The sequence below is a fragment of the Streptomyces bauhiniae genome (assembly GCF_004784475.1).
Classification (GTDB): Bacteria; Actinomycetota; Actinomycetes; order Streptomycetales; family Streptomycetaceae; genus Streptomyces; species Streptomyces seoulensis.
The window spans coordinates 37763-58235 of record NZ_SRRT01000012.1 but is presented as its reverse complement, the minus strand read 5'-3'; the positions used below and the strand labels follow the sequence as shown (position 1 = coordinate 58235).

Annotated in this window: 13 protein-coding genes and 4 pseudogenes; 10 read left to right on the top strand and 7 right to left on the bottom strand. The window is 67.6% G+C overall.

What is annotated here, in order from left to right:
* The first annotated feature begins 104 nt into the window (after window positions 1–104).
* Together E5083_RS29990 and E5083_RS29985 are read left to right on the top strand one after the other, a co-directional pair.
* Window positions 105–1160 carry a hypothetical protein gene (locus E5083_RS29990; protein WP_135788820.1) on the top strand — a complete coding sequence of 352 codons (1056 nt, stop codon included), beginning with the start codon at window positions 105–107 and terminating at the stop codon, window positions 1158–1160.
* Between the two features lie 19 nt (window positions 1161–1179).
* The gene (locus E5083_RS29985; RefSeq protein WP_135788819.1) at window positions 1180–1554 is read left to right on the top strand and encodes a hypothetical protein; all 375 of its coding nucleotides are present in this window, start codon (window positions 1180–1182) and stop codon (window positions 1552–1554) included.
* A gap of 119 nt (window positions 1555–1673) precedes the next feature.
* Here the strand turns inward: E5083_RS29985 and E5083_RS29980 are convergent, their stop codons facing one another.
* Window positions 1674–3884 carry an RNaseH domain-containing protein gene (locus E5083_RS29980; RefSeq protein WP_135788818.1) on the bottom strand — a complete coding sequence of 737 codons (2211 nt, stop codon included), beginning with the start codon at window positions 3882–3884 and terminating at the stop codon, window positions 1674–1676.
* 841 nt (window positions 3885–4725) lie between these two features.
* On the opposite strand from E5083_RS29980, the gene E5083_RS29975 reads away from it, so the two are divergent.
* Window positions 4726–5493, top strand: a complete 768-nt coding sequence (locus E5083_RS29975) for a DUF5131 family protein (RefSeq protein WP_135788817.1) — start codon at window positions 4726–4728, stop codon at window positions 5491–5493.
* Window positions 5494–5504: 11 nt separating this feature from the next.
* On the opposite strand, the gene E5083_RS29970 is transcribed toward E5083_RS29975, so the two are convergent.
* Window positions 5505–6620 carry a three-Cys-motif partner protein TcmP gene (locus E5083_RS29970; protein ID WP_135788816.1) on the bottom strand — a complete coding sequence of 372 codons (1116 nt, stop codon included), beginning with the start codon at window positions 6618–6620 and terminating at the stop codon, window positions 5505–5507.
* Between the two features lie 215 nt (window positions 6621–6835).
* Between E5083_RS29970 and E5083_RS32320 the strand changes: the two are divergent.
* The 4 genes and pseudogenes from E5083_RS32320 to E5083_RS29955 form a co-directional block, all read left to right on the top strand.
* Window positions 6836–6970 (top strand): annotated as a pseudogene (locus E5083_RS32320) (ATP-binding protein); the annotation flags it as partial.
* 30 nt (window positions 6971–7000) lie between these two features.
* Window positions 7001–7369 (top strand): hypothetical protein, encoded by a 369-nt coding sequence (locus tag E5083_RS29960; protein WP_135788815.1) that lies wholly within the window; start codon window positions 7001–7003, stop codon window positions 7367–7369.
* Between the two features lie 155 nt (window positions 7370–7524).
* Window positions 7525–7761 (top strand): annotated as a pseudogene (locus E5083_RS32295) (zinc-ribbon domain-containing protein); the annotation flags it as partial.
* Between the two features lie 15 nt (window positions 7762–7776).
* The gene (locus tag E5083_RS29955; protein WP_244317696.1) at window positions 7777–9093 is read left to right on the top strand and encodes a zinc-ribbon domain-containing protein; all 1317 of its coding nucleotides are present in this window, start codon (window positions 7777–7779) and stop codon (window positions 9091–9093) included.
* Window positions 9094–9542: 449 nt separating this feature from the next.
* Here the strand turns inward: E5083_RS29955 and E5083_RS32290 are convergent, their stop codons facing one another.
* Window positions 9543–9800, bottom strand: coding sequence for a winged helix-turn-helix transcriptional regulator (locus tag E5083_RS32290; RefSeq protein WP_208754218.1), 258 nt, complete (start codon window positions 9798–9800; stop codon window positions 9543–9545).
* A gap of 374 nt (window positions 9801–10174) precedes the next feature.
* On the opposite strand from E5083_RS32290, the gene E5083_RS29945 reads away from it, so the two are divergent.
* From E5083_RS29945 to E5083_RS32285, 3 genes and pseudogenes are all read left to right on the top strand, one after another.
* On the top strand, window positions 10175–10642 hold the full coding sequence (locus E5083_RS29945) for a hypothetical protein (RefSeq protein WP_135788813.1): 468 nt from the start codon (window positions 10175–10177) through the stop codon (window positions 10640–10642).
* A gap of 37 nt (window positions 10643–10679) precedes the next feature.
* Window positions 10680–11401: pseudogene (locus tag E5083_RS29940) on the top strand (IS5 family transposase); the annotation flags it as partial.
* Window positions 11402–11658: 257 nt separating this feature from the next.
* Window positions 11659–13312, top strand: a pseudogene (locus E5083_RS32285) (DUF6119 family protein).
* Between the two features lie 176 nt (window positions 13313–13488).
* On the opposite strand, the gene E5083_RS29930 reads toward E5083_RS32285, so the two are convergent.
* The 4 genes from E5083_RS29930 to E5083_RS29915 all read right to left on the bottom strand — a co-directional run bounded on the left by E5083_RS29930 (window position 13489) and on the right by E5083_RS29915 (window position 19953).
* Window positions 13489–15792: an endonuclease domain-containing protein gene (locus E5083_RS29930; RefSeq protein ID WP_244317695.1), complete on the bottom strand. Its 2304-nt coding sequence runs from the start codon at window positions 15790–15792 to the stop codon at window positions 13489–13491.
* A 185-nt stretch (window positions 15793–15977) separates the two neighbouring features.
* Window positions 15978–17012, bottom strand: coding sequence for an AAA family ATPase (locus E5083_RS29925; protein WP_135788811.1), 1035 nt, complete (start codon window positions 17010–17012; stop codon window positions 15978–15980).
* A complete protein-coding gene (locus E5083_RS29920) occupies window positions 17000–19159 on the bottom strand; it encodes a DDE-type integrase/transposase/recombinase (protein WP_135788810.1) in 2160 nt (719 codons plus the stop codon). Before E5083_RS29920 ends, E5083_RS29925 begins: the two co-directional genes overlap by 13 nt.
* Entirely contained in the window at window positions 19156–19953 is a 798-nt protein-coding gene (locus tag E5083_RS29915) for a TnsA-like heteromeric transposase endonuclease subunit (RefSeq protein WP_244317694.1), read from the bottom strand. Before E5083_RS29915 ends, E5083_RS29920 begins: the two co-directional genes overlap by 4 nt.
* Window positions 19954–20473 lie beyond the last annotated feature (520 nt).

Genomic DNA, 20473 nt, shown 5'->3' with positions numbered 1-20473 from the left:
CCGGGCCGTCGTTCGCAGCGATGGCACCAGCCGACCCCACCAACTTCCTTTCCACCGCCCGGGGATGCGCTCGTACCGCGTCAACCAGCGGGTATCCCATTTCCGTGCCCGGCACGCCCGCCGTTCGGGCCGTGCACGGACATGCCATGTGGAGACTTCGCTATGACCGCATTGCCCGTACAGCCCAGGCCGTCGACTTCCTTTGCGAGCACACCCCCAGCAAGAGCCGCGTGATGGCCCTGCTCAACCACGACCACGGCCCCCGTTCCCTGACCGCGGTCCTGACCTGCAAGGAACCCAACCACGCGCACGAGACCGTCGACATCCTGCGCCGTGTCCTGGCCAGGCGCGAGGCCACGTGCGCCGACGACGAACTGCGGGCATTGACCGCTGTCATGCCCGACGCGCCGGCTGGCTCGCTGCGTCAGGCCGTCACCCACTCCGCGACCGGCACCTGGCCGACCGGCCCTGGAGTGCTCTACGAAGTCGTCGAACCCGAAGACCCCGAATCTGACGGTGCGCAGGATGCCGCGCCCGTGCCGTTCGAGCCGTCCAGCCACCCGCGGCTCAAAAACCTGCCGGGGAAGGTCGTGCGGATCGCCCGCCTGTATGAGTTCCATGTCACCGACGAGGACGCCCTGATCCGGGCCGCCACCGATCTCGGATGGGAGCCTTTGCAGGCAACCGACCTGGGAGACGACGATCCGCGTGACCTCGTCGGCGCCGTCATGACGCTCACCGACGATCTGAATGTCCCCGGCGCACAGACCCTGGAGGACCAGAGCGTCGCCGAAGTCCTCAGCCCCGAGGACGGGGACGAACTCGCCGACTGGAACCCGTCCCCGGTGGCGATCCGGTTCCACCACGGATGGCGGCTGCGCTACGAGCGCAGCCGCCCCGCTGCCAAGACGTCGACACCGAACTTCGCGGCGCTGTTCCCAATCCGCGAGTGCGACTGCGCCGGCAAGTCGGAAGACTGCGAGACCTGCGGATGGCAGCTGACCCCTCGCACTGCTGACCTGCTGAGCCACGGCCCTGTCTGTCCTCGCAGACCAGGCCTTCGACGACGCCGCGCGGCTGGGCGATCAGTACCTGCCGGACGCTCACTCCACCGGCTGGGCCGTCTTCGATCGTCTCCCCCCGCTGACCCGGTCCGCTGATCACCGCTGGCGTCGGCGGATGGCCAGGGCCTTCGACGACCTCGCTGACGCCCTGAACAAGGGCCGCTGGCCCGAACCCACCTGCACCGCCGAGGAAATGGCCCTCCATCTGGCCATCGAGGACGCCCCCGCCTACCTTGAGGACCGGCCCGCGGACGATGAACACCACACCCCGCCCCGGCACGAGGACGACTACAGCTGGGATGGCTGCGCCGACCTCCTCTTCCAGGACCACGACGTTCTGACGCTCTTCGACGCCTCCCTTGCTGGGATTGAGGATCCCGACAATCCGGCGAACCAGCGCCTGGGAGCGGGAGCCCTCCGTGTGGACGCCTGGTTTGAGCCCTCCGACAACGGTGCGGCCCGCGATCCCCGACGAGGCTTCCGCCGATAGCAGACCCGCAGTTTTCTCCGGCCTCCAGCCCGTTTCCAGCCCCGCGCAGCCGACCGCACGGGCCCTGTCGCGGTGGCATGCCGCCACCGGTGGCCGCGCGCATGCATCGCTTCCGTGGGTCATCCGCTGGCGTCGTCGCTGTCCCAGTCGATGGTGCGCCGGTATTCGGGGTGGTTTTTGTCCATCTGGATGGCGGAGTGGATGGGCAGGGGGTGGCGGGTGCGGTGCTCCCAGGCCAGGGCGTGGTTGCACAGCCTCGCGGCGGTCAGGGCGTAGGGGAGGGCTTTCGCGTTGTCGGGGTGGTGGATGACAGCGATTTCGGTCGCGGTGAGGTTGAACCAGGTCTCGGCCTGCTGCTCCTTGTCGTCGCACGCCCAGCGCCCCTGCGTGCGGCCTGACTTGGCCGAGGGGGTCTTGCCGTCCATCTGGTGCGGGCGGCGGCTCATGAGAAACGTGGTGGCGGTGCCGTCGAGTTGGAACAGTGCGTTGCTGGTCTTGTCGCCGTCGCTGACGTTGCCGTCCTCGTCGATCTCGTGGAAGAGCGCGGGCAGCGGGATGCTCGGGTCGGCGCTGGAGGTGGTGCGGATGACCGCTTGCGGCCGGTGCTCGGGAGCGAGGGTGGCGCCGGGCAGCGCCGGCCTGCCGTTGGCCAAACCGTCGTTGTCGGGGAGCAGGTCGGCGTTCTTGTTCGCCAGCAGCGGCCAGACGGGCCGGGTGGAGTCTCCTGAGACGTAGAGGACGTAGCCGCACTCGAGGTGCCGGCTCAGCTCGTACAGGGCGTGGTCGATGCGGCGGGGCAGGGTGTCGTCGCCGCGGCTGCCCTCGGGGATGGGATGGCTGCGCGACAGCGCCTGGGCGCGGGCGTAGTTGAACCAGCCGCCGCTGCCGCCTCGATGGGCGGGCAGGTAGGCCAGCGCCTTCCAGTGCCCGCTGACCGGCACGAACGCGGTGAGGATCCACATGAGCTTGGGTTCCTCGGTGCGGTTGACGTGCTTGTCGCCGAGCTGGGCGCGCATGTGCAGGCCGAGGTGGGCGACGCGGTCCTTGAGGCCGCTTCCGGTGGAGATCGCGCGGGTCAGACGGGGGTGGACCAGGCCGGCGGAGCGCAGCATGTCGCCGATGGCGTGGTGGCCGGGGAAGTCCGCGGCAAGTTCCATGCCGAGGGCCTCCAGTGGGGATGCGGCCTCGCGCTCTTTCTTCTTCGAGCGCCGCTTTCTAGTTTCGGGGGTGAGGAACTGGGCGAGTACGCCGTGACGGGCCAGGTGCCGGGAGACCTCCGGCTTGGCATCCAGTGCGTAGGGGTCGACGGTGCCTTCCTCCTCGCGGCGGGCGGCGCGGCGCTGGCGGCGCCACTCCTTGGCGTCATACTCGGTCTCGACCAGGGCCAGGACTCCGGTGTCCTCGGCTGCGAGACCGGGCAGGGCGTCGGTGAGCTCACCGCGACGGTCATGGTGCTCGCCGTGGGACAGCAGCTGAGGGGCCCGGTGCAGCAGCACCTCGGTGTGGCAGCCGAGTTGAACGATCTCGTCGTCGGGCATGCCGTCTGCGAGATCGGGCCGACCGAAGTGGTAGGCCAGCAGACGCTGCATGCGGGTGCGCATCTCCTGGTGCTGGTACAGGGCCAGGACGCGCAGCTTTGAGCAGCCCGCGGCGGCCATGATGTCCTTGAGATCGGTGTCGTCGAGCAGAGTGGCGTCACGGCCGTACTCGGTCTTGCGGGCGGCCACCGAGAGGACCTTGGCGACCTGGGTGCCGCTGACGAGGTCCTGGCCGGTGACGGCGGACAAGTGCTCGGCGAGGGCGGTGACGGTGTGCAGGCCTACACCCTTACCGAGAGGGAACGATTTCGAAAAGGGGATGAGCGCACGGAAGTCGCCGGGTTCGTCGGACAGATCCATGGCGCTGACGGGCAGGAACTCGGTGTCCTTGAGGCCGCGGGGGAATACAGGCTCGTCCATCAGCCGCACCCACGCGTCGAGAGCCAGACGGCTGGTGTGCTCGAGGTGGGTGTACTTGCCCTTGCCGCCCAGGTTCACGCAGAGCAGCGGGCGGCTGGGTGAACGCGGCGCCCACCACGCGGTGCGAGCGCTGTTGATCTGATTGCTCAGCCGGGAAACCCGAGGCGTCAGGACCACCAGCGGTACAGGAAGCGAGTGCAGCGACTTCATCGCTACCTCCACTCGCAGCGCGGCGTAGTGCCGCCGGATCTTCCACTCCTCCGGCTCCTGGGCCTCCTCGGCATCCCTCTCGAGGCTGTCGTTCTTCTTGTCCTTGGCGGGGCGGGCGTCGAGCCAGTTGTTCGACCACAGGTGCTCGGCGTCCCAGACCATGACGTTGTTCTCGGTGTCCGGGCGCAGCGCGATAGTGCGGCTGTTGCGGCCCTCTTCAGGATGAGTGGATTTGCGATGCTCACCTGCGCGTTGCTCTGCTTGGTGAGCCGAACGTGCCGAGCGTTACCGGCGGGTAGCTTTTCCAGCGTGACGCCTTTAATGCTCCTGACCTCGGACTTTTCAAAGGCTGCTCGCTACGAGCCTTGACCGCTCAGCGTGGGGGAGCCGCCGGTAGTAGCGGTCATTGGAGCGCTGGCATTGTGTTCTTGTGCGCGGAGCTGAGGTCGTTGGCCGTCGTTCTGTCCGGGCCTTTGTTGGGCCTGCACCGTGTGCGCTAACAGCCTGGCGAACTGGTCGACGTTTGCAGTGTGTTGATGCCGAGGCGGTGGGGCACAGGAAGCGAAACCCGCAGTCCCTGCGCGCAGGCGGCGAGGGTGTGTCGTAGGAAACGGTGGCGGGCCTAAGCGGTGCTGAACTCGCCGTGATGTGGCTGGGTGAGGGGTCTTTCGGATGCGGCAGGAGGGCGGCCGCCGCTGGCGCGACGCCTCGTTCGTCGTCCTTGGTGTGCTGGCTCTGTCCGGACGGCATGCCCTGACTCGGACGCCGTCGTGGCTGTGGTTGATGCGGCCCGGATGAGACTGTCTCGCCCGTGCTGTGTGCGGCTCGGTCGAGAGTTGCCCTCGACATCTGGTTCGAACAGAGGTTCGATTAATAGAGTCGGGAGAAGTCAGAAAGGGCCGCATACCCGTGTGCGCGTCCCGCTACTGCGGTGGGTGCGGCATCGTTAGGCAGCGCGCCGCGGGCGCCGAGGCGGCTCGGGCATGAGGGCGGAGGGGGAGCGATGAGTGACCGTAGTTCTATCGAGTGGACCGAGGCGACCTGGAATCCGACGACGGGCTGCGACCGGGTGTCGGAGGGATGTGACAACTGCTACGCGCTCACGCTCGCCAAGCGGCTGAAGGCGATGGGGTCGGCGAAATACCAGAACGACGGAGATCCCCGTACCTCTGGTCCGGGTTTCGGGCTGACCGTGCATCCGCAGGCGCTTCAGATGCCACTGGGCTGGCGCACTCCGCGCACGGTGTTCGTGAACTCTATGAGCGATCTCTTCCACGCCCGCGTCCCCCTGGACTACGTGCAGCGCGTCTTCGATGTGATGGCGGCGACGCCGCAGCACACTTATCAGGTCCTGACCAAGAGGGCGCGGCGACTGCGACAGGTCGCCAACCAGCTGCAGTGGCCAGCCAATCTGTGGATGGGTGTGTCAGTGGAGAGTGCGAAGGAATTGCCGCGGGTGGACGATCTGCGCCTGGTGCCGGCGTCGGTGCGGTTTCTGTCGTGTGAGCCCCTGCTCGGCCCGCTCGCGGGTTTGGATCTGGACGGCATCGACTGGGCGATCGTCGGTGGCGAGTCCGGACCGGGCGCCCGGCCGATGGACCTGGCCTGGGCCAGCGGCATCGTCGAGCAGTGCAGGAAGGCTGGGACGGTGCCGTTCGTCAAGCAGCTCGGCTCGTGCTGGAACAAGACCCACCACAAAGACATCGACCGCTTCCCCGCCGAGCTACGGGTACGGGAGTACCCCCAGGCCCGGGACCGCACCCCGGCCTGAACAGCCGGGCGTCAGGCAGCAGCGGGGAGGCTCACTTGGCTCTTGGTGGTGAGCTTGCCCGACGACAGGACCACGATGGAGCCGTCCTGGCGCATCTGCCGCACCGTCTTCAACGCGTGCGTGGGCATCCAGCGGGAAGTCTCGGTCAGCAGCCACTGTCCGACCGCCTCCACTGTGGCGGGACCAGCCGTGAGCCGCTGTGCTACCAGCTCCAGCAGTTCCGGGTCGGACGTCTCGAACGCCTGGAAGAGGTCGAGTTGCCCGATGGGCTGGGCGCCGCGCGTGCGGGGATCCTGGAAGCTTTCACCGTCGCGGTCGTCGACCTTCCACATCGCTTCCTTCATCGCCTTCAGCCCCGCATCGCTGCCGGTACCGAAGACCAGATACAGCGGCTGTCCGGTGCGCGGTACCAGCCGGAACTGCAGCTGGTAGGCGAAGCCGGCTCGCCGCAGCGCGCTGCGGTACGTGCCCAGCCACGCCCGCCATCGCTCATCGGGCCGGGCCTCGTCCGCGGCCGGCACCCAGTGCTGGCGGCCGCCGAAGACCGTGTCGAGGACGTCCGCGTTGAGCTCTTCCCTGCGGCTGAACCAGTTGGGCCCGAAAGTGGTGATGATCTCGCTTGAACGGTTGCGGGCTATCCTGCGCGTCACCTCCAGCGGCACGTTCACGCTGCCCCAGCTGTCGAAGATCCCGAGAATGGGATGGCCCCACGCACCCAGCTCCGTCAGCACCGCGATGCTGTCCCGTCCCGCCTCCCCGCGCCGGACCTCCACCCGCACCGGCAGCTTGGACAGGTCGCCGAACCGGCCGGTCAGTTCGGACACAAGGTGCTCGTGCCGGGCCCGGTCCTTCTCGATGAAGACCAGACGCACCCGCTGAGGAGTGAGGTTCATCCGGTCGACGGCGGTGTGGTTCAGCAGCCGGTCCAGGATGAACACCGGGGAACCCGGCTCTCCGCCCTCGTACCGCCCCGGTCCCGCGAACGCGTCCAGCAGTGTCACCCGGGGCCTGCTGTATCCGGTCCGCTGCGACGTCTGCAACAGGATCGGCCACCACGCATCGAGATATCGCTGGTAGAGGCGATGCTTGGCTGCCGTAGCAGGCTCCAACGGCCACAGAACACCCATGCTGGCCCCCTCGCTCAACAGAATGTGCACCGATTGTCCGCTGAGTACCCGTCAGGCACCAGAGTGCCTTTCCGCCCGCTGCGAGACGCGACACCGCAATGAGCGTGGACACGCGCGTGTCCAGCGCACCGAGGCGTACGTCGCCGTCCCGGGCCACGTGGCGGCGACCTGCCGCTGTGCCACTCAATAGAGCCACTCCGCTCCATGCAGGGTGTAGCGACTGGTATCCCCTCTTCCCCAACCCGGTCGTCGCCGAGTCGCTGATGGACCGGCTGATCAACGCCAGCCACCAGGTCATCATGAACGGCCCCAGCTACCGACCCAACAAACGCCCTGGAAACGGAAGTTAGTCTCACGACACCGACATCAAGGAGGTTCGGATGCTTCAGGGAGTACTGATCGCCGAGAGTCTGCAGGTCGGAGCCCAGCTGACCGGGATCCCCCTGCAGATCACCAAGCTGACGCGGATCGAGATGACGAACCGCGGTGATGACCAGCCACGGCACTGGACACTCCTGGAATTCTCCGCCGAGGAGTCCGCCGCCCAGCGGCTCGCGGACCAGCTCGCTTCCTGCCTCGCCTCATCGGGAGGCTGGTACACCGACTTCCACACCGCCGACGAGACGTTCGTGATCTTTGCCGACAAGGTCTTCCGCTACCCCCGCGGACAGGCTGAAGGCCGCAGCGAAGCCCGGCACTACGGGCGCTCCGTCGGTGTCCCCGAGCCGCAACTCGACTGGCAGGTCTGACCTCGGGCTCCGCGCGAGCGGAGCCCGATCCCTGGTCCCAGAGCCTGGGGAATTACGTGACCACCTCGCCGGGGAATTACGTGACCGTCGATACATACGCCGGTCGGAGCAGAGAACGGCGGCACTGTCAGTGCCGGGCGTTAGCCTGCACGGCCATGACATCTGCAGACCGGTCGGCATCTGGCCCTCACGAGACGAGACAAGTACGAGGGGCCAGTCTCGGAGTGATCGCGCCTGAGGTAGCCCGACAATGGCATCCCAGCCGCAATGGTGATCTCACTGCGGACTCGGTCGCGGCAGGTTCAAGCCGCAAGGTGTGGTGGCTCGGTCCATGCGGCCACGAGTGGCAGGCGGTCGTTCACACCAGGAGGAACGGATGTGGGTGCCCGTACTGCGGCAACCGCAAAGTGGGGTACGGCAACGACCTGGTGACGCAGTTTCCCGAGGTGGCTCGCGACTGGCATCCCACCCGGAACACCGGCCTGCAGCCCGAGCAGACGGCGCCCAAGTCCAACCGGAAGGTGTGGTGGCTCGGCTTGTGCGGCCATGAGTGGCAGGCGGTGGTAGCCAACCGTACCGCCAGGCGCTCCGGATGCCCTTACTGCGCCAACCAGAAGGTCGGCTACGGAAACGACCTTGCGACCCGGCACCCCGAACTCGCAGCGCAGTGGCACCCGACCCGTAACGCAGACCTGATGCCCCACCAAATCCCTTACGGAGCACGCATCAACGCGTGGTGGCGTTGCGCCAGTGGGCACGAATGGCGAGCGATGGTCTTCAAGCGATCTGCGGGAAGCTCCTGCGACCGGTGCAAGCTCATCGGTGTATCGGAGGTGGAAGTTCGGGCCTTCGCCGAGCTCCGCCACGTCCTGGGTGGTCATGTGAAGCCGCTCAGGCGCGATGCGCGCCTGCCTATGCCTCGCTGGCAACACCTGCGGGTGGACATGATCCTCGGCGATGTCGCGGTGGAATACGACGGTTCTCACTGGCACAAGGACAAGGCCGCCCGTGACCGGGACAAGACCGACCATCTGCAACGAGCGGGATACAAGGTGATCAGGGTTCGCGAGCACCCACTTGCTTTGATCGGCCCGTATGACACGAGAGCGCCCAGGGCTGCGAGGCCCTTCCAGGTGGCAGCAGCCGTTCTGCAGAAGATGATCGACGAGGACTTTCTGCCTGCGGCCACCGCGAGGGACGCGGCCGCAACCTACATTGCCGGTGGCCGACTAGTCGCCCGGGACGAAGCAGACCGTGCTGTCAACGCTCTGCGAGTTCGAGAACACGGATCCCGATCCCTCGCCGCGCTCTTCCCGCAGATCGCCGAGCAGTGGCATCCGCACCTCAACGGCGAACTGTCTCCGAAGCAAGTGACCGCCCGGTCCGGCAAAGAGGTGTGGTGGCTGTGCGCGGCGGGACACGCATGGCGTGCCAGGGTTGACCAGCGTGTCGGCAAGGGAACCGGGTGCGGGTTCTGCTCCGGCCGCTACGTCACCGGGTCGACCTCACTCGCCGCACTCAGGCCTGATCTTGCCGCGCAGTGGCATCCCACCCTCAACGGGGCGCTCCTACCCGAGCACGTCACGCCCCATACCCGGCGCGCGGTGTGGTGGCTTTGCCCTATGGGGCACGCCGCCGAAGACGCGGTGAGTAACCGAACCAAAGGCATGGTCTGCGAGCACTGTCCCAACTCACGCAGGAGACGGGGTCCCTCCGGAATGTGAGCACTGGCGCAATGGGTCCGATCGAGGATGCGCACGCCTCCCGGCCGGCCAGCCGACGCAAAGCCTTGCGCGACTGGACGAGGTTCGCCCGCAACGCCTGGCTCACCCAGCAGGGTCCCCAGCGGCTGGTGCTGCCGCGTCGCCATTGGACGCCGTCAAGCGATTTACAGGAGTCTTCCCGTCGCCGTGGTGCTCAGCGCGACGTCTACCTGCTTCTCCTCGTGCATGAACGGGCTGCCACGGAGGGTCACGAGCTGGGGGCGGTGTCACAGGTTTTGGCCATCAAGCCGAACCCGGGCCAGGCAAGAGGTCGACCTCGTCGGCGTGCATCGGCTCTCCGCAATGACTGCAGCGCGGGTCGACGTGGCCGATCTACCCGCAGGCATGGTGGCGGTAGAGGACGGGAGGCCTGGCCTCGCCGGCGAGCCAGCGGTTACCCCACCGCGCCATCACCATGAGCATCTGGACGCGGTCGGCACCCTTGGCGGTGAGGTGGTACTCGTAGCGGGAGCGGGCGTCGTGGGTAGCCGCTCGATCACACCATGTTCGACCAGGTGGTTGAGCCGTTCGGTGAGGACCTTGCGGGAAATCCCGAGGTCGGCCCGGATGTGGTCGAAGCGGCGCACTCCGGCCCACACGTCGCGAAGGATCAGCGGCGACCAAGGTTCGCCGATCACGTCCAGGGTGCGCGCGATGGAACACACCATCCTCGGCTTCGGACTGTCGTAGACGCGACCACCAGCCTGTTCGGGGACGTGACCACTACTGGAGAGCCCCGATTGTCAGTGGCAGGAGAAACACTAGGACCACGACGGCCGCCAGCCCCGGAGTCGAAGGAGGCATCACGAACACCCGTGTACGGGACCTTGCCGACGAACTTGGCGTCCCGCTAACCGAAATCATCCTGCGTGCCTGGAACTTCAACCGTTCCGTGGTGACCGCCGGTTCGGCACTCTCCAGCAGACTGGAGGAAGGAATCCGCCGCACAAAACTGTCCTCTGCGCAGGGGGCGCTCACGCGCCCGCGTGCGCCCCGCCCGCACGGCGGCAAGCCCTGGCCCCGGCTGAGCGAGCTGGATCCCATGGAACAGGTGCTGGCCCGTGACGTGATGAAAGATCGGGACCCTCGCCGATACGGCATCCCGGACAACAAGATCACGTCTGATGAATACCGCACCGTCCAGCGCCAAGCCAGGGGCTGGGCGGACAACTGGTTCACCGACAAGGACGTCGCAGCATGGCTCCGCGTTGGCGTGCGGCACGACGCTGCAGCGGCGCTGTGGCGCGAGCACGGCTTTGATGCATCCTCGGCCGCTGCCTGGCTTGACATCCGCGTTCAGCCCGCCAGCGCCGCGGTGTTCACCGCAGCCGGCGTCACACCCCCGATGCTGCAAACTCCGTATGTGATGAAAGGAAAGGCTCTTCGGGGCGGCAACCTCACGCTCAAACAGGCACTTGAGCACCAGGACGTGACAGCGCAGGAGGTCTGTTCCGAGTTGGTCCGCCTCGGTCTTGTACCCCGGCAGGCCCGAGGGGCATCAAGGGGCTAGGGGGTGTCCGGAAAGTCGATGGCTCGTTGGTCCGTTCGTGGTGCGTAGGCATGAACTGACCGATGAGTCATGGGCGTTGATCGCTCCGTTGCTGGCGCCGGGTCGGATGGGCAGGCCTGGTCGGGACCGGCGGCTGGTGGTGAACGGGATCTTGTGGAAGCTGTCCACCGGGGCTGCCTGGCGTGATCTGCCCGAGCGGTACGGGCCCTGGAAGACGGTCTACGAACGGTTCCGGCACTGGTCCGCCGACGGCACGTGGGACCGCCTGCTGGCCCACGTCCAGCAGCACTGCGACGCCGTCGGGCGGGTCGACTGGACGGTCGTCTGTGTGGACTCGACCACGGTCCGGGCCCATCAGCACGCCGCCGGGGCCCGAAAAGGGGGCCCTGGGAGGGCGAGGCGCTCGGCCGGTCGCGGGGCGGGCTGACCAGCAAGATCCACCTGGCCTGCGACGGCCTGGGCCGGCCCCTGGCGTTCACGCTGACGGGCGGGAACGTGAACGACTGCACCCAGCTCGAGCCGGTCATGGACCAGATCAGGATCGCGCGTCCGGGACCAGGCAGGCCCCGGACCCGGCCCGACCGCGTCGTCGCAGACAAGGGCTACTCGGCCCGCAAGATCCGCGCCTACCACGTGTGGCCGCTGCGGGCACCAAGCGGACTGGCACGTCCTCGACGACGTCATTCACCATGCCCTCCACGGGAGATGGGTCCGCGCAGCAGAAGGCAGGGTCGCGGTGCCGCAGTAGCGCGCGATCCGCGGTCGCGGGCAGGGAATCTTCTGGACACCGTGAACCACCCCGGCCCGAATACTGAGCGGCCGAATGCAACGGCCCCCGTTCACCGGCTGCCGCATGAGACGGCGCATCTCGCCAGCAGACGGTCCCGGCCGGTCCGGTGACGCCGGGCGGATGCCGTGCAGCTTCCCGGGAGTCCGGCCTTCCCCATGAGCCGGATAGATCTGTTCGGCGGTGAAGACGGCACCCTGTCTGCTTTCGTGGTGTCTCCAAGTGCTTCATGCGTGGGGAGGCCGTCGTGAGCAGTACCCGCACATCCCGATCCGCCACCCGTAAGTCCACCCTCCACCGGCTCAAACCCCCCGAGGGCACTACCCCGGAACTGCACAAGTTCATCCGCGAGAGATACCTCGACAGTGAGGACTACCAGGCCAGGGAGTTCACCCGCCAGGGGATGGAAGGCATGCTGATCACCGGAGGTGTTCCCCGAGAGCGCGCCGACTGGTGCAGCGCGGTGGAATCCATCACCGGACTGGAAGTCAACGAACGCAGCCGTGCCGCGGCGGGACTCATCCTCATACGCACCGCCCGTGGCACCTACGCGCTGAGTTACGGGGTAGGGCAGCACATGCTGGACCCCTACTTCCGTGACGACGAGTTCGGACTGGAGTTCGCAACCCGCTGCCTCAACGACGACGGGGTCATCAAAATCCGCAACCAGATCATGGACGGCAGAGGCCGCGTCGACGAGTACTCGGTGTCACGGGGCGAGCGGATCGACGACTTCGGCCTGGACCGCTTCGGTGCCGTCGTCCGCCGCATCTGCGGCACCGTCAGCGGACTGTCACTGACCTCCCTGGAGACCGGTAGGACACGACAGGTCCGCGTTGAGTGCTCACAGGCCACCATCAAGCTTCCGCTGGCCACCACCGTGGAACAGTTCCTGAGCGACCTCCAGGCGATCGAAGACGTCTGCTCGAAGCCCGATCCGCTGCCGCAACTGCGCTTTGTCAGCAGGGTCCACACTCTCGACAACCGCAGCCACAAGGCCATGGAGGCCCAGGCGGTCCTGGAAACACACCTCACGGACCTGGACAGCCCCCGCCTGACCATCGGGATCCCCGACTCATGCCAGGAAAGCTACAGCTCGGCCCAGGCGTTCCGCGCCAGACGAGGCGCCCGCACGATCGAGACAAGCGAACTCGAACTGCACCACCTGCTGCAGCTCGTACAGGACAAGCCCGAAGGAGAACGGCTCAAGGCCCTCGGCGACGTACGGGTCACCATGTTCAGCGACGACGACTACCAGACACCGGCAGGCGTCACCACCAACGGAAAAGAGTGGCTCATCGCCGACATCACGATGGGCACCGACCGTCTCTTCTACGGCAACGGCAAATGGTTCGAGGTAGGGACCGGCTTCCTCGAGACCCTGGAGGAAGAACTCACCGCCCTGTTCACCCAGCCGCAGACGGTCACTCTGCCGCCATGGCCCAAGGGCCCACTCAACTCCAAAGGCCACGACTCTCACGACGAGGACTGGTTCAACCATCAAGCAGCGGAGCCCGACGGGTATCTCCTGTTCGATAAAAAGAACATCGTCACAGAGAAGTTCAAGGGAGGGGGACTGGAGATCTGCGACGTCTTCGGCCCCGAGAACCAGCTGATCTGCATCAAGAAGGCACCCGCCAGCACGGCCCCCCTCAACCACCTGTTCGCTCAGGGTGTGGTGGCCGTCGAGACGCTGCGCAGCGACCTCGAAGTACGGACCAAATTCCTTGAGCAGGTCGCTGGTCTTCGGGATCCTCTTGAAGGACGGCCAGGACATCCGCGTCGACTCGCTCTTCGCGTTTGCCCAGGTCTCACTTCTCCATGCAGTCAGGCGGCTGCGCGCGATGAACGCGGAGGTCGAAGTCGTCGCCATACACCGCTGAACCAAGGAGAGCCTCACTGGTACGGAGGCTGTACCAGAGTCAACTGGTGTGCATTCGGGTGTGGTCGAAGAACCTCGGCACCCGTAACGGCGCTTTGGCCTCTGCGCTTGAGGCGGTCCGTCTCAGCGGGCATGTCGTCTCCGGTGGCGGCCGAGGACGACACGCCCGGCGCCCCGCTACAGCCCGGAGCCGATGGCTTCGTCGATGAACCGGCGTACCAGAAGCTTCACTTCGTCCGATGGGACGGTGACGGACCATGCAAGCTCCGGCTGATGCTGATAGCACCGGAACCGGGCCACGACCGATCCGTCGTCCTCGGCGTAGAACCACCTCCAGGACAGTTCGTGCGTACATGCCGCGTGCGGTTCGAATACGGCAAGGCGGCGGACGATGTCGGAGTGGTGCTGGAGGGGCAGGGTCCGCTGAGCGCGGCAGTCCGTGCACTGCAGAAGGTGCTCGACGCCTCCGGGACGGTCGATGAACCTATGAGCGCCCTCGGAGTTGTTGCACTTCACGCACAACGGCCCGCGGAGCAGACCGTGGGAATGGCAGTGGTCCCAATACAGGGCCCGCCGGGGTTCAGGACACATCCGGCACAGGAAGACCTCGGCGGGAGAGCGTTTAGCGAACCCCTTCGTGTACTGGCGGCCTCGCAGATGGCCGGTATAGGGCCTGGAGGCATGGGCAGCACACGACGGGCACAGGACGACGAACCCTGAGGCGCTGGAGGAACGCCACTGCTCGCGGCCGGCCGGCGTTCCGCAGCCGCTGCACACGTCGTCCTGCGCTGCGAGGCTGGCTTCGACCTCCTCGGCCCGGTCCAGCACAGCGGCATAGGCGCGAGGAACCAGCCACTCCTTCCCCGACCAGACCATCAGCGGCAGCGGCCGGGTGCTCGCGATGGTCCGCCGAGTGAAAGCTTCGGGCAGCTGCTGCCCGGCGAAATCCTTGGACAGGACATCGGGGCCCTGCATCTGAGGAAGCTCGGACTCATAGGTGGCCTGAGAGATCCACTGCCAGACGCGAGAGCGCCAGGTGTGTGGCTCGCTGGCCTCCAGGCCGGCGTTGACCAGGTCGCCGGGGTCGATCGCGATTCCGGCGAGTCGCTTGCCGGCTTTCTGGATGTCCCGGTCGAGGAAGCGCCATTGCTGCCGGTACTTGTAGCCGGGCACGGCTGTATCACCGATGAGCACGTGGCTGGCAGCGGCGAACGTGTAGCGGTTCACATGATCCAGATACGCGGGGACTGTCGTGTGGTGGGTGAGGTCGGCAAGCCTTTGGTGTGCTGCCTGGAGTGAAAGCCACATGAGGCATAGCTCCTTGAGATCGCTGATAGGGACAACGGGCGAGTCACCGAGCAGGCCGACGAGGCGGCACTGCCTTGATGGGGGAGATGTCACGGGCAAGGCGCAGGCCCGGGCCGCGGGTGCAGGCACCGGTTCCCAGCCACCGGTCAGGAAGACCGCCCCGGCTTCTTCGCAGATGCTGCGGGAACGGCGGTCGGTGAGGAAGCTGGCGCGGTCGCCGTACTCGGTGGGCCGTACGGCCGCCCGGTGCAGTGTCCATAGGCCGTCGCTTCCGGTGCCGTCCGCAGCGGTGAGTCGGCGCAGCCACCCGTTGAGGGGATCGGCTTGTGCGGCTGTTCTTGGCCGGGTGCGGGTGCAGGCGGTCAGCCAGTCTGCGAGCCACGGTCTGCCGGCCCGGCGGCTGATTTCCCCGAGAAGCAAAGCTGTTGCGGCGCCTGCCCCTTCGACTGCGGCGGTCTCACGCAGCCGCTGCTGCCAGCGCGGAGCGCCAAGCAGCCGGGCCACGGCGATCGTCTCCGGATAGGACACCAGCGCATGTGGCACCACGGCCGTCGGCACGGATCCCATGACTGCGGCCAGTCGGCGTACACGGTCCTGCCAGACCGGCTCGGATCTCCACCCCTGTACCTGCCACGACCACACCACCGCCGCGGCGAGGGCCACCACGTCCGCCGCATCCGGACGGGACCGGGCGAGAACGGAGTGATGGCGGTGAGCAGTGAGGACCTCGGGCAGGGTCTCCAGCGGAATGCTCGCCGGCCTCCCGGGATGCGCGAGGAGCCAGCGGCGGTGACGCCGGCAGACGTGCCCGGCCGTTCCCGGATACACCAGCACCGGCCATCCGGCCCGCCCGGTGCACGGGGGACAGGCCCCCACCCACGCCTCGCCCGGCATGTACCAGGCCGCCCGCAGGTTCTCGTCGTCCGTGACTCGCTCGTGCCGGGCGGCGAGAGCGGGCAGCAGGCGGGTGAGCTGATGCAGGTGATGACCGGTGGAGCGGATAAGGGCCGTTCGTGCGGGTGTGTTGAGGAACAGTTCCAGGCCGGTGCCCGGAGTGCCCGTCACCTGCACCCGGTGCGTGCCGCCCAGGATGCCCCGCAGCAAGTCCTGCGCGGGCAGACCGTAAGGGGCGGCCGTCCTGCGGAACCAGGAGCCGGTCAGTTCCCCCGCCACGGGTGGGATCCGAACAAACGTGGAGGCGGAGGGTTGCACTGGCATCGTCCTTTGCATGTGGGGCGTTGAGGGCAGAGCAGGGCAGGGGGCGCGGCCATGGACCAGCGCCCCGTCGGCACGGGGAGGGGGGGGGCTGCAGGGCGGGCCCGCGGTGGCAGCCCCGGGTGGGCCTCCCACCGCGCCGGTCAGCTGCCAGGGCGTTGCCGCAGAGTGGCGCGCGCCGCGTTCGTGGCCTGGACATCGAGGAGCACCTGCGACAGATGTTTCTTCGTGATCGCGAGGCTTCCGTCCAGGATGGAACGGATCGCTGCCTCCCTGACGAGGAGGGAGAGACTGGCCATCACGCCGCCGGTGCGCAGATGGATGTAGGCGGCGTGGCGTACCAGCGTTCCGGGCCGGTGGTGGGCCAGCCGCAGCGCCCCCTCCATGTCGCCCAGGAGCGTGCGCCACATCTTCTTCTGCTCCGCGGTTCCGTTGAGCAGCGGAGGAGTGCGCAGGAGTTTGCAGCGGGCGGCGAGCTGGGCACCGCGGGGCCCGGTCAGCAGCGGCGAGTCCTCCACGTTGACACCGGCCAGCACGAACGTCGCGGGTACTCGTTCCATCAGGGTCTTGACCTGGTCGGAGGTGTCGGCGCCGGGCCGGGTACGGGTGTTGAGCAGGTGCACGTCGTCGATGAACACAAGCCGGGTGCCCCGCTCCAACATGACGTGGCACACGGCGTTGGTGATGGTGTATTCGGTCATCCGGTCGTGGACGGGAATGCCCGCGAACCGGGCGAGGACCTTGGCCAGGTTCCTGGGCGTGTAGGTGGGCGGGACGGAAGCGAACAGCACGGGCATGGAGCCCTCCAGGCCCGGCCGACGGCGCCGTTCGCTCAGTTCGAAGGACCGGCCGAGTTCCATGAGGGTGGTCGACTTTCCCGCCCCCGGAGGCCCGGACACGATCAGCCCGCGCCGGGCGGTACCCGGCTGCTTGTTGTTCACCAGCAGAGTGACCCTCAGCTCTGCCATCGCCCGTTCCATGGACGGCGTCTTGAGGGTGACGAACTCCGAGTGGTAGTTCAGCCGCCTCGCCTGATCCCAGGACGGGTCGTCCGCCGGAGGGGCGATCACCCGTAGACGGCGGACGTACTCCTGCCACCGGACGCAGTCCGTGACCGCGCCGGGAGTGACATCACTGTCGGAGAAGTCCCCGCCGACGGCAGTAATCACGGCAGCCACTGGTCCTCCTCAAGATCCTGGTCGCTGAGGATGAGAGACCCTTCCGAGACATGGCCGGCCTGTGACCCGTCACCGATGACATCCTCGTCGTCCTCATCCGGCAGGGTCTCGTCGTCGGGATCAGGCGCCGCGTACACGCCGGCCAGCCCGAACGACGGGGCGAGCACGTCCAGCACATTGATCTCGCCCGCGGGCACCGGCACGGTCTCCGAGGCGCGGGACTTCGCCATCACCCGCCGCTCCCTGCCGGACAGCTTCTCTTTGCCCGCGGCCCGCCTGAGGAAGGCGTCCAGGGCTAGGGCCAGTTCGGCCTCGTGCTCCTCACGCGAGCCGGTGCGCTCGACCACCTTGCAGATGTGTTCCCAGACGTGGTGCGTGAACGGGAGGGCGACCGAGGTGGTGTGGATCCATGCCACCTCGCGGAAACCCTCCGGCAGCCGCACCCAGATCCGGACCGGGTCGTAAGGGTTGTAGTGCACCTCCCACAGGCCCTTTTGCGCCCGCACCCCGGAGTCCTGCCCGCGGTGGCCGTTGAGGCAGCTACCGTCGTAGGTGCGGTAGTTGAACCGGATACCGGCATCGGTGATCGGCTGCCAGCGCACCGGCAGCAGCTCCACGAAGTCGTCCGACGACAAAGGCACCGGCACGTACCCGGCGACGGGCAGCAGTGCCGCCCACATCTGGTTCGGGGTGAGAGCCTTCTTTGGCATCAGAGGATGCCGCAGCCCCGCGTGCGGGCGGTGGTGCCAGTACACGAGGAACTCCTCCCACAATGCCCGGAGTTCGGCCACGGTCCACAGCGACTCCTGCTCGACTTTGGAGCCGCGCTCACTCACGTTCGAACCGGTGTAACCGGGCAGCCATTGGCAGAACAGCGAATTGATCGAACCGAACGGCCTCTCCACATGTCCCTTCGCCGGTCCGTTGGCCGGAGGCACCGGCTGCAGCGAGATCCCCAGACTCTCGCACGCGGCCCGGGTGGCTGCAGAGACGAACACCTTGCCCTGGTCGACCACGACCGTCTCGGGCACGATCACCGGACGGGCCGCCGCGTCCTTCAGCCGCTCGTCGATGCCGGTCAGCCGCTCGTGCGGCACGACCGAGGAGGCCATCGACAGCGCCGCGGACCAGCCGGGCCGCATCACCATCGGCGTCATCATCTGCGCCAGCAGCACCGCCACGTCCGTCAGCTTGCTCCCCACCGGCCGCAGCACCCCCCACAGACCGCGCACGGCCACATCCACGGCGATGGTCAACTCCAGCCGCCCCACCACCCCGTCGTCCAGGACCACCAGCACGTCCAGCGGCGAACTGTCCAGCATCACGATCTCCCCCGGACGCAGCGCCAGCGTCGGGGTGAACGGCGGGGCCGGACGGGCGGCGCGGGCACGCCGCTGCGCCACCGTCCCCTGCAACCCGAGGGATGCTTCCACCGTATCGAGGAGCCTGTTGAACGTGGACTGCGGCGGCACCTCGACCGTCCGCCGGCCGTCCTCGCGGTGGTGGTCGTCCAGCCACCACTGCACCTCCCCGCGCATCCGCTTCTTCCACCCCCGCGACCGGGAGCGGGAAGCCTCGACAGCCAGCAGGGCGCGCAGCGCCTCGACCACCCGGGGATCGGCGCGGACCAGCCTCGCCGAGCTGCGACGCTTCTTGACCAGCCCCCACACCCCGTCCGCGTGGTAGCGCGCACGCCACCTGCGCACCGTCGCCCGGCTCACGTCCGACCAGCCCTGCGCGGCCAGTTCATCGGCCTTCGCCTGCTCACGCTGGGCCAGGGTGGTGGACACGGGATCGTACTCAGGTCTCACCGACGCCGTGCCGTCCAGGGTGGGACGCCCCGTCTCCACCTCGCGGACGTGCCGCTCCAGTTCGAACGCACGCCACTGCTCGTCCTCGGACACCGTCGACAGCAGGCCCATCTGCGGTACCCGCAGACGCGGCGGACCCCCTACCGGCTCGAACGACGCATCGCCGAGCAACTCCGCCAGCTCGAACACCGCCAGTGTGTCCTGCTCGTCCTTCTTCTCCGTCCCGGAGAGCCAGATCCGCGCACCGGACGCCGAGGATGCCTCGATACCCGCGACGGTCCACTCCCGGTTGCCGTAGCGCACGACGGTGCCGGGCCTGAGCAAGGGCCGGCTCACCGCCCGTCCTCCGCGCATGCCACCGCGACGGTCCGTTCGTCCAGCGGGCGTTCCAGCGGCACGCTCAGCACGCCCACCCACAGTGCGTGGAACACCGACGGCCACACCGCGATCGGATCACCCAGCAGCCGCACCCCCTCGGCCAGCGCCGTCGGTGTCCGGAAACACTCGGCCACCTCCGGCAACCGGTCCTGCGCATACCGCGGATGCCGGTAGCCGGCGAGCCAGCGCACGTTGGCCTCCACCACGGGCTGCGGCGGTCCGATCAGACGGTAGTGCCAGCCTGCGGCGGCCGCAGCCTTTTCCAGGTGGGCGGCCCGCCAAACCAGTCGCCGCCCCGCCCCGAACCGGCTCGCACAGTCCACCAGCAGTCCGCTGCCATCCGCCAGACGTGCCATCAGGTGCGGCGCGTGTGACACCGTCCTGCTGCCCCGGCCGTGCCACGACAGCTCCACCGGCCGGCAGGCCAGAGCCGTCACCACCGGATCGTGGTCCAGCATCATGAGCTGCGTGCGCATGGCCTTGAACCCGTGGTGCACCAGGCACCTGTCGGTCGAGGACCAATACCAGCCCGGCGCCGAGCGCCGCCCCTTGCAGGCAGGGAACCGCCGTACCGGCAGGCACTCCTCCAGCCGCTGTTCTCCAGCCGTCTCCAGCCAGGGCAGTTCGTACTCGGTGCCGTCAGGGCGGACGAACCGTGCGGTCATGTGTGCCGGATCAGCGAAGCGACGGCCGATGCTCAGTGGCGGCGGGGGATCAGTCTGCTGGTGCACTTCGAAGGACAGAGGGATCACGAACAACTCTCATATATGCATGGAAATGTTGATAGGAGGTGCTACTCGGAAGGCAGGGCAGGAGTTTGGGAACATGCCGTGGGGACGCCAGTCGGATCCGCGACGGCGAGCTGTGGCGCGTACGCCACGTTCACACCGGCAAGGCGCGCGGCTGCAAGAGGCGGAAACAGAGCGGCTCCAGAGCCGTCGCCGGTGTGAGCGCAGTCGCCGCCCGGAAGGTGGGCAGGATTGTCGGGGTGGGACTCATAGGCGCATCCTGGCGCACCCTTCCGGCAGCGCATGTAGCGTCTGGCTGGGGTACCGGGCGGTAGCCGAAACTTCGCGCCATATCCGCCGCATCGGCCGTACCGACGCATTGTCAGACCCTGCCTCTACAGTGCCCCTCTCCTGCGCAAGGACGCGAATCAGAGCTCCCGCCTTTGCCCGTTAGAAGTGTGCTTTCACCTGCGCTGATGGCATTTTGAACGCCAAGGCGGGGCGGGACATCCTGCCGGTGACCAACAGTGCGCCGGACTTCCAG

Coding starts and splice junctions, on each gene's coding strand:
- E5083_RS29985 (WP_135788819.1), top strand. CDS start 1,180: ATGGCCAGGGCCTTCGACGACCTCGCTGACGCCCTGAACAAGGGCCGC.
- E5083_RS29980 (WP_135788818.1), bottom strand. CDS start 3,884: ATGGTCTGGGACGCCGAGCACCTGTGGTCGAACAACTGGCTCGACGCC.
- E5083_RS29975 (WP_135788817.1), top strand. CDS start 4,726: ATGAGTGACCGTAGTTCTATCGAGTGGACCGAGGCGACCTGGAATCCG.
- E5083_RS29970 (WP_135788816.1), bottom strand. CDS start 6,620: ATGGGTGTTCTGTGGCCGTTGGAGCCTGCTACGGCAGCCAAGCATCGC.
- E5083_RS29960 (WP_135788815.1), top strand. CDS start 7,001: ATGCTTCAGGGAGTACTGATCGCCGAGAGTCTGCAGGTCGGAGCCCAG.
- E5083_RS32290 (WP_208754218.1), bottom strand. CDS start 9,800: ATGGTGTGTTCCATCGCGCGCACCCTGGACGTGATCGGCGAACCTTGG.
- E5083_RS29945 (WP_135788813.1), top strand. CDS start 10,175: ATGGAACAGGTGCTGGCCCGTGACGTGATGAAAGATCGGGACCCTCGC.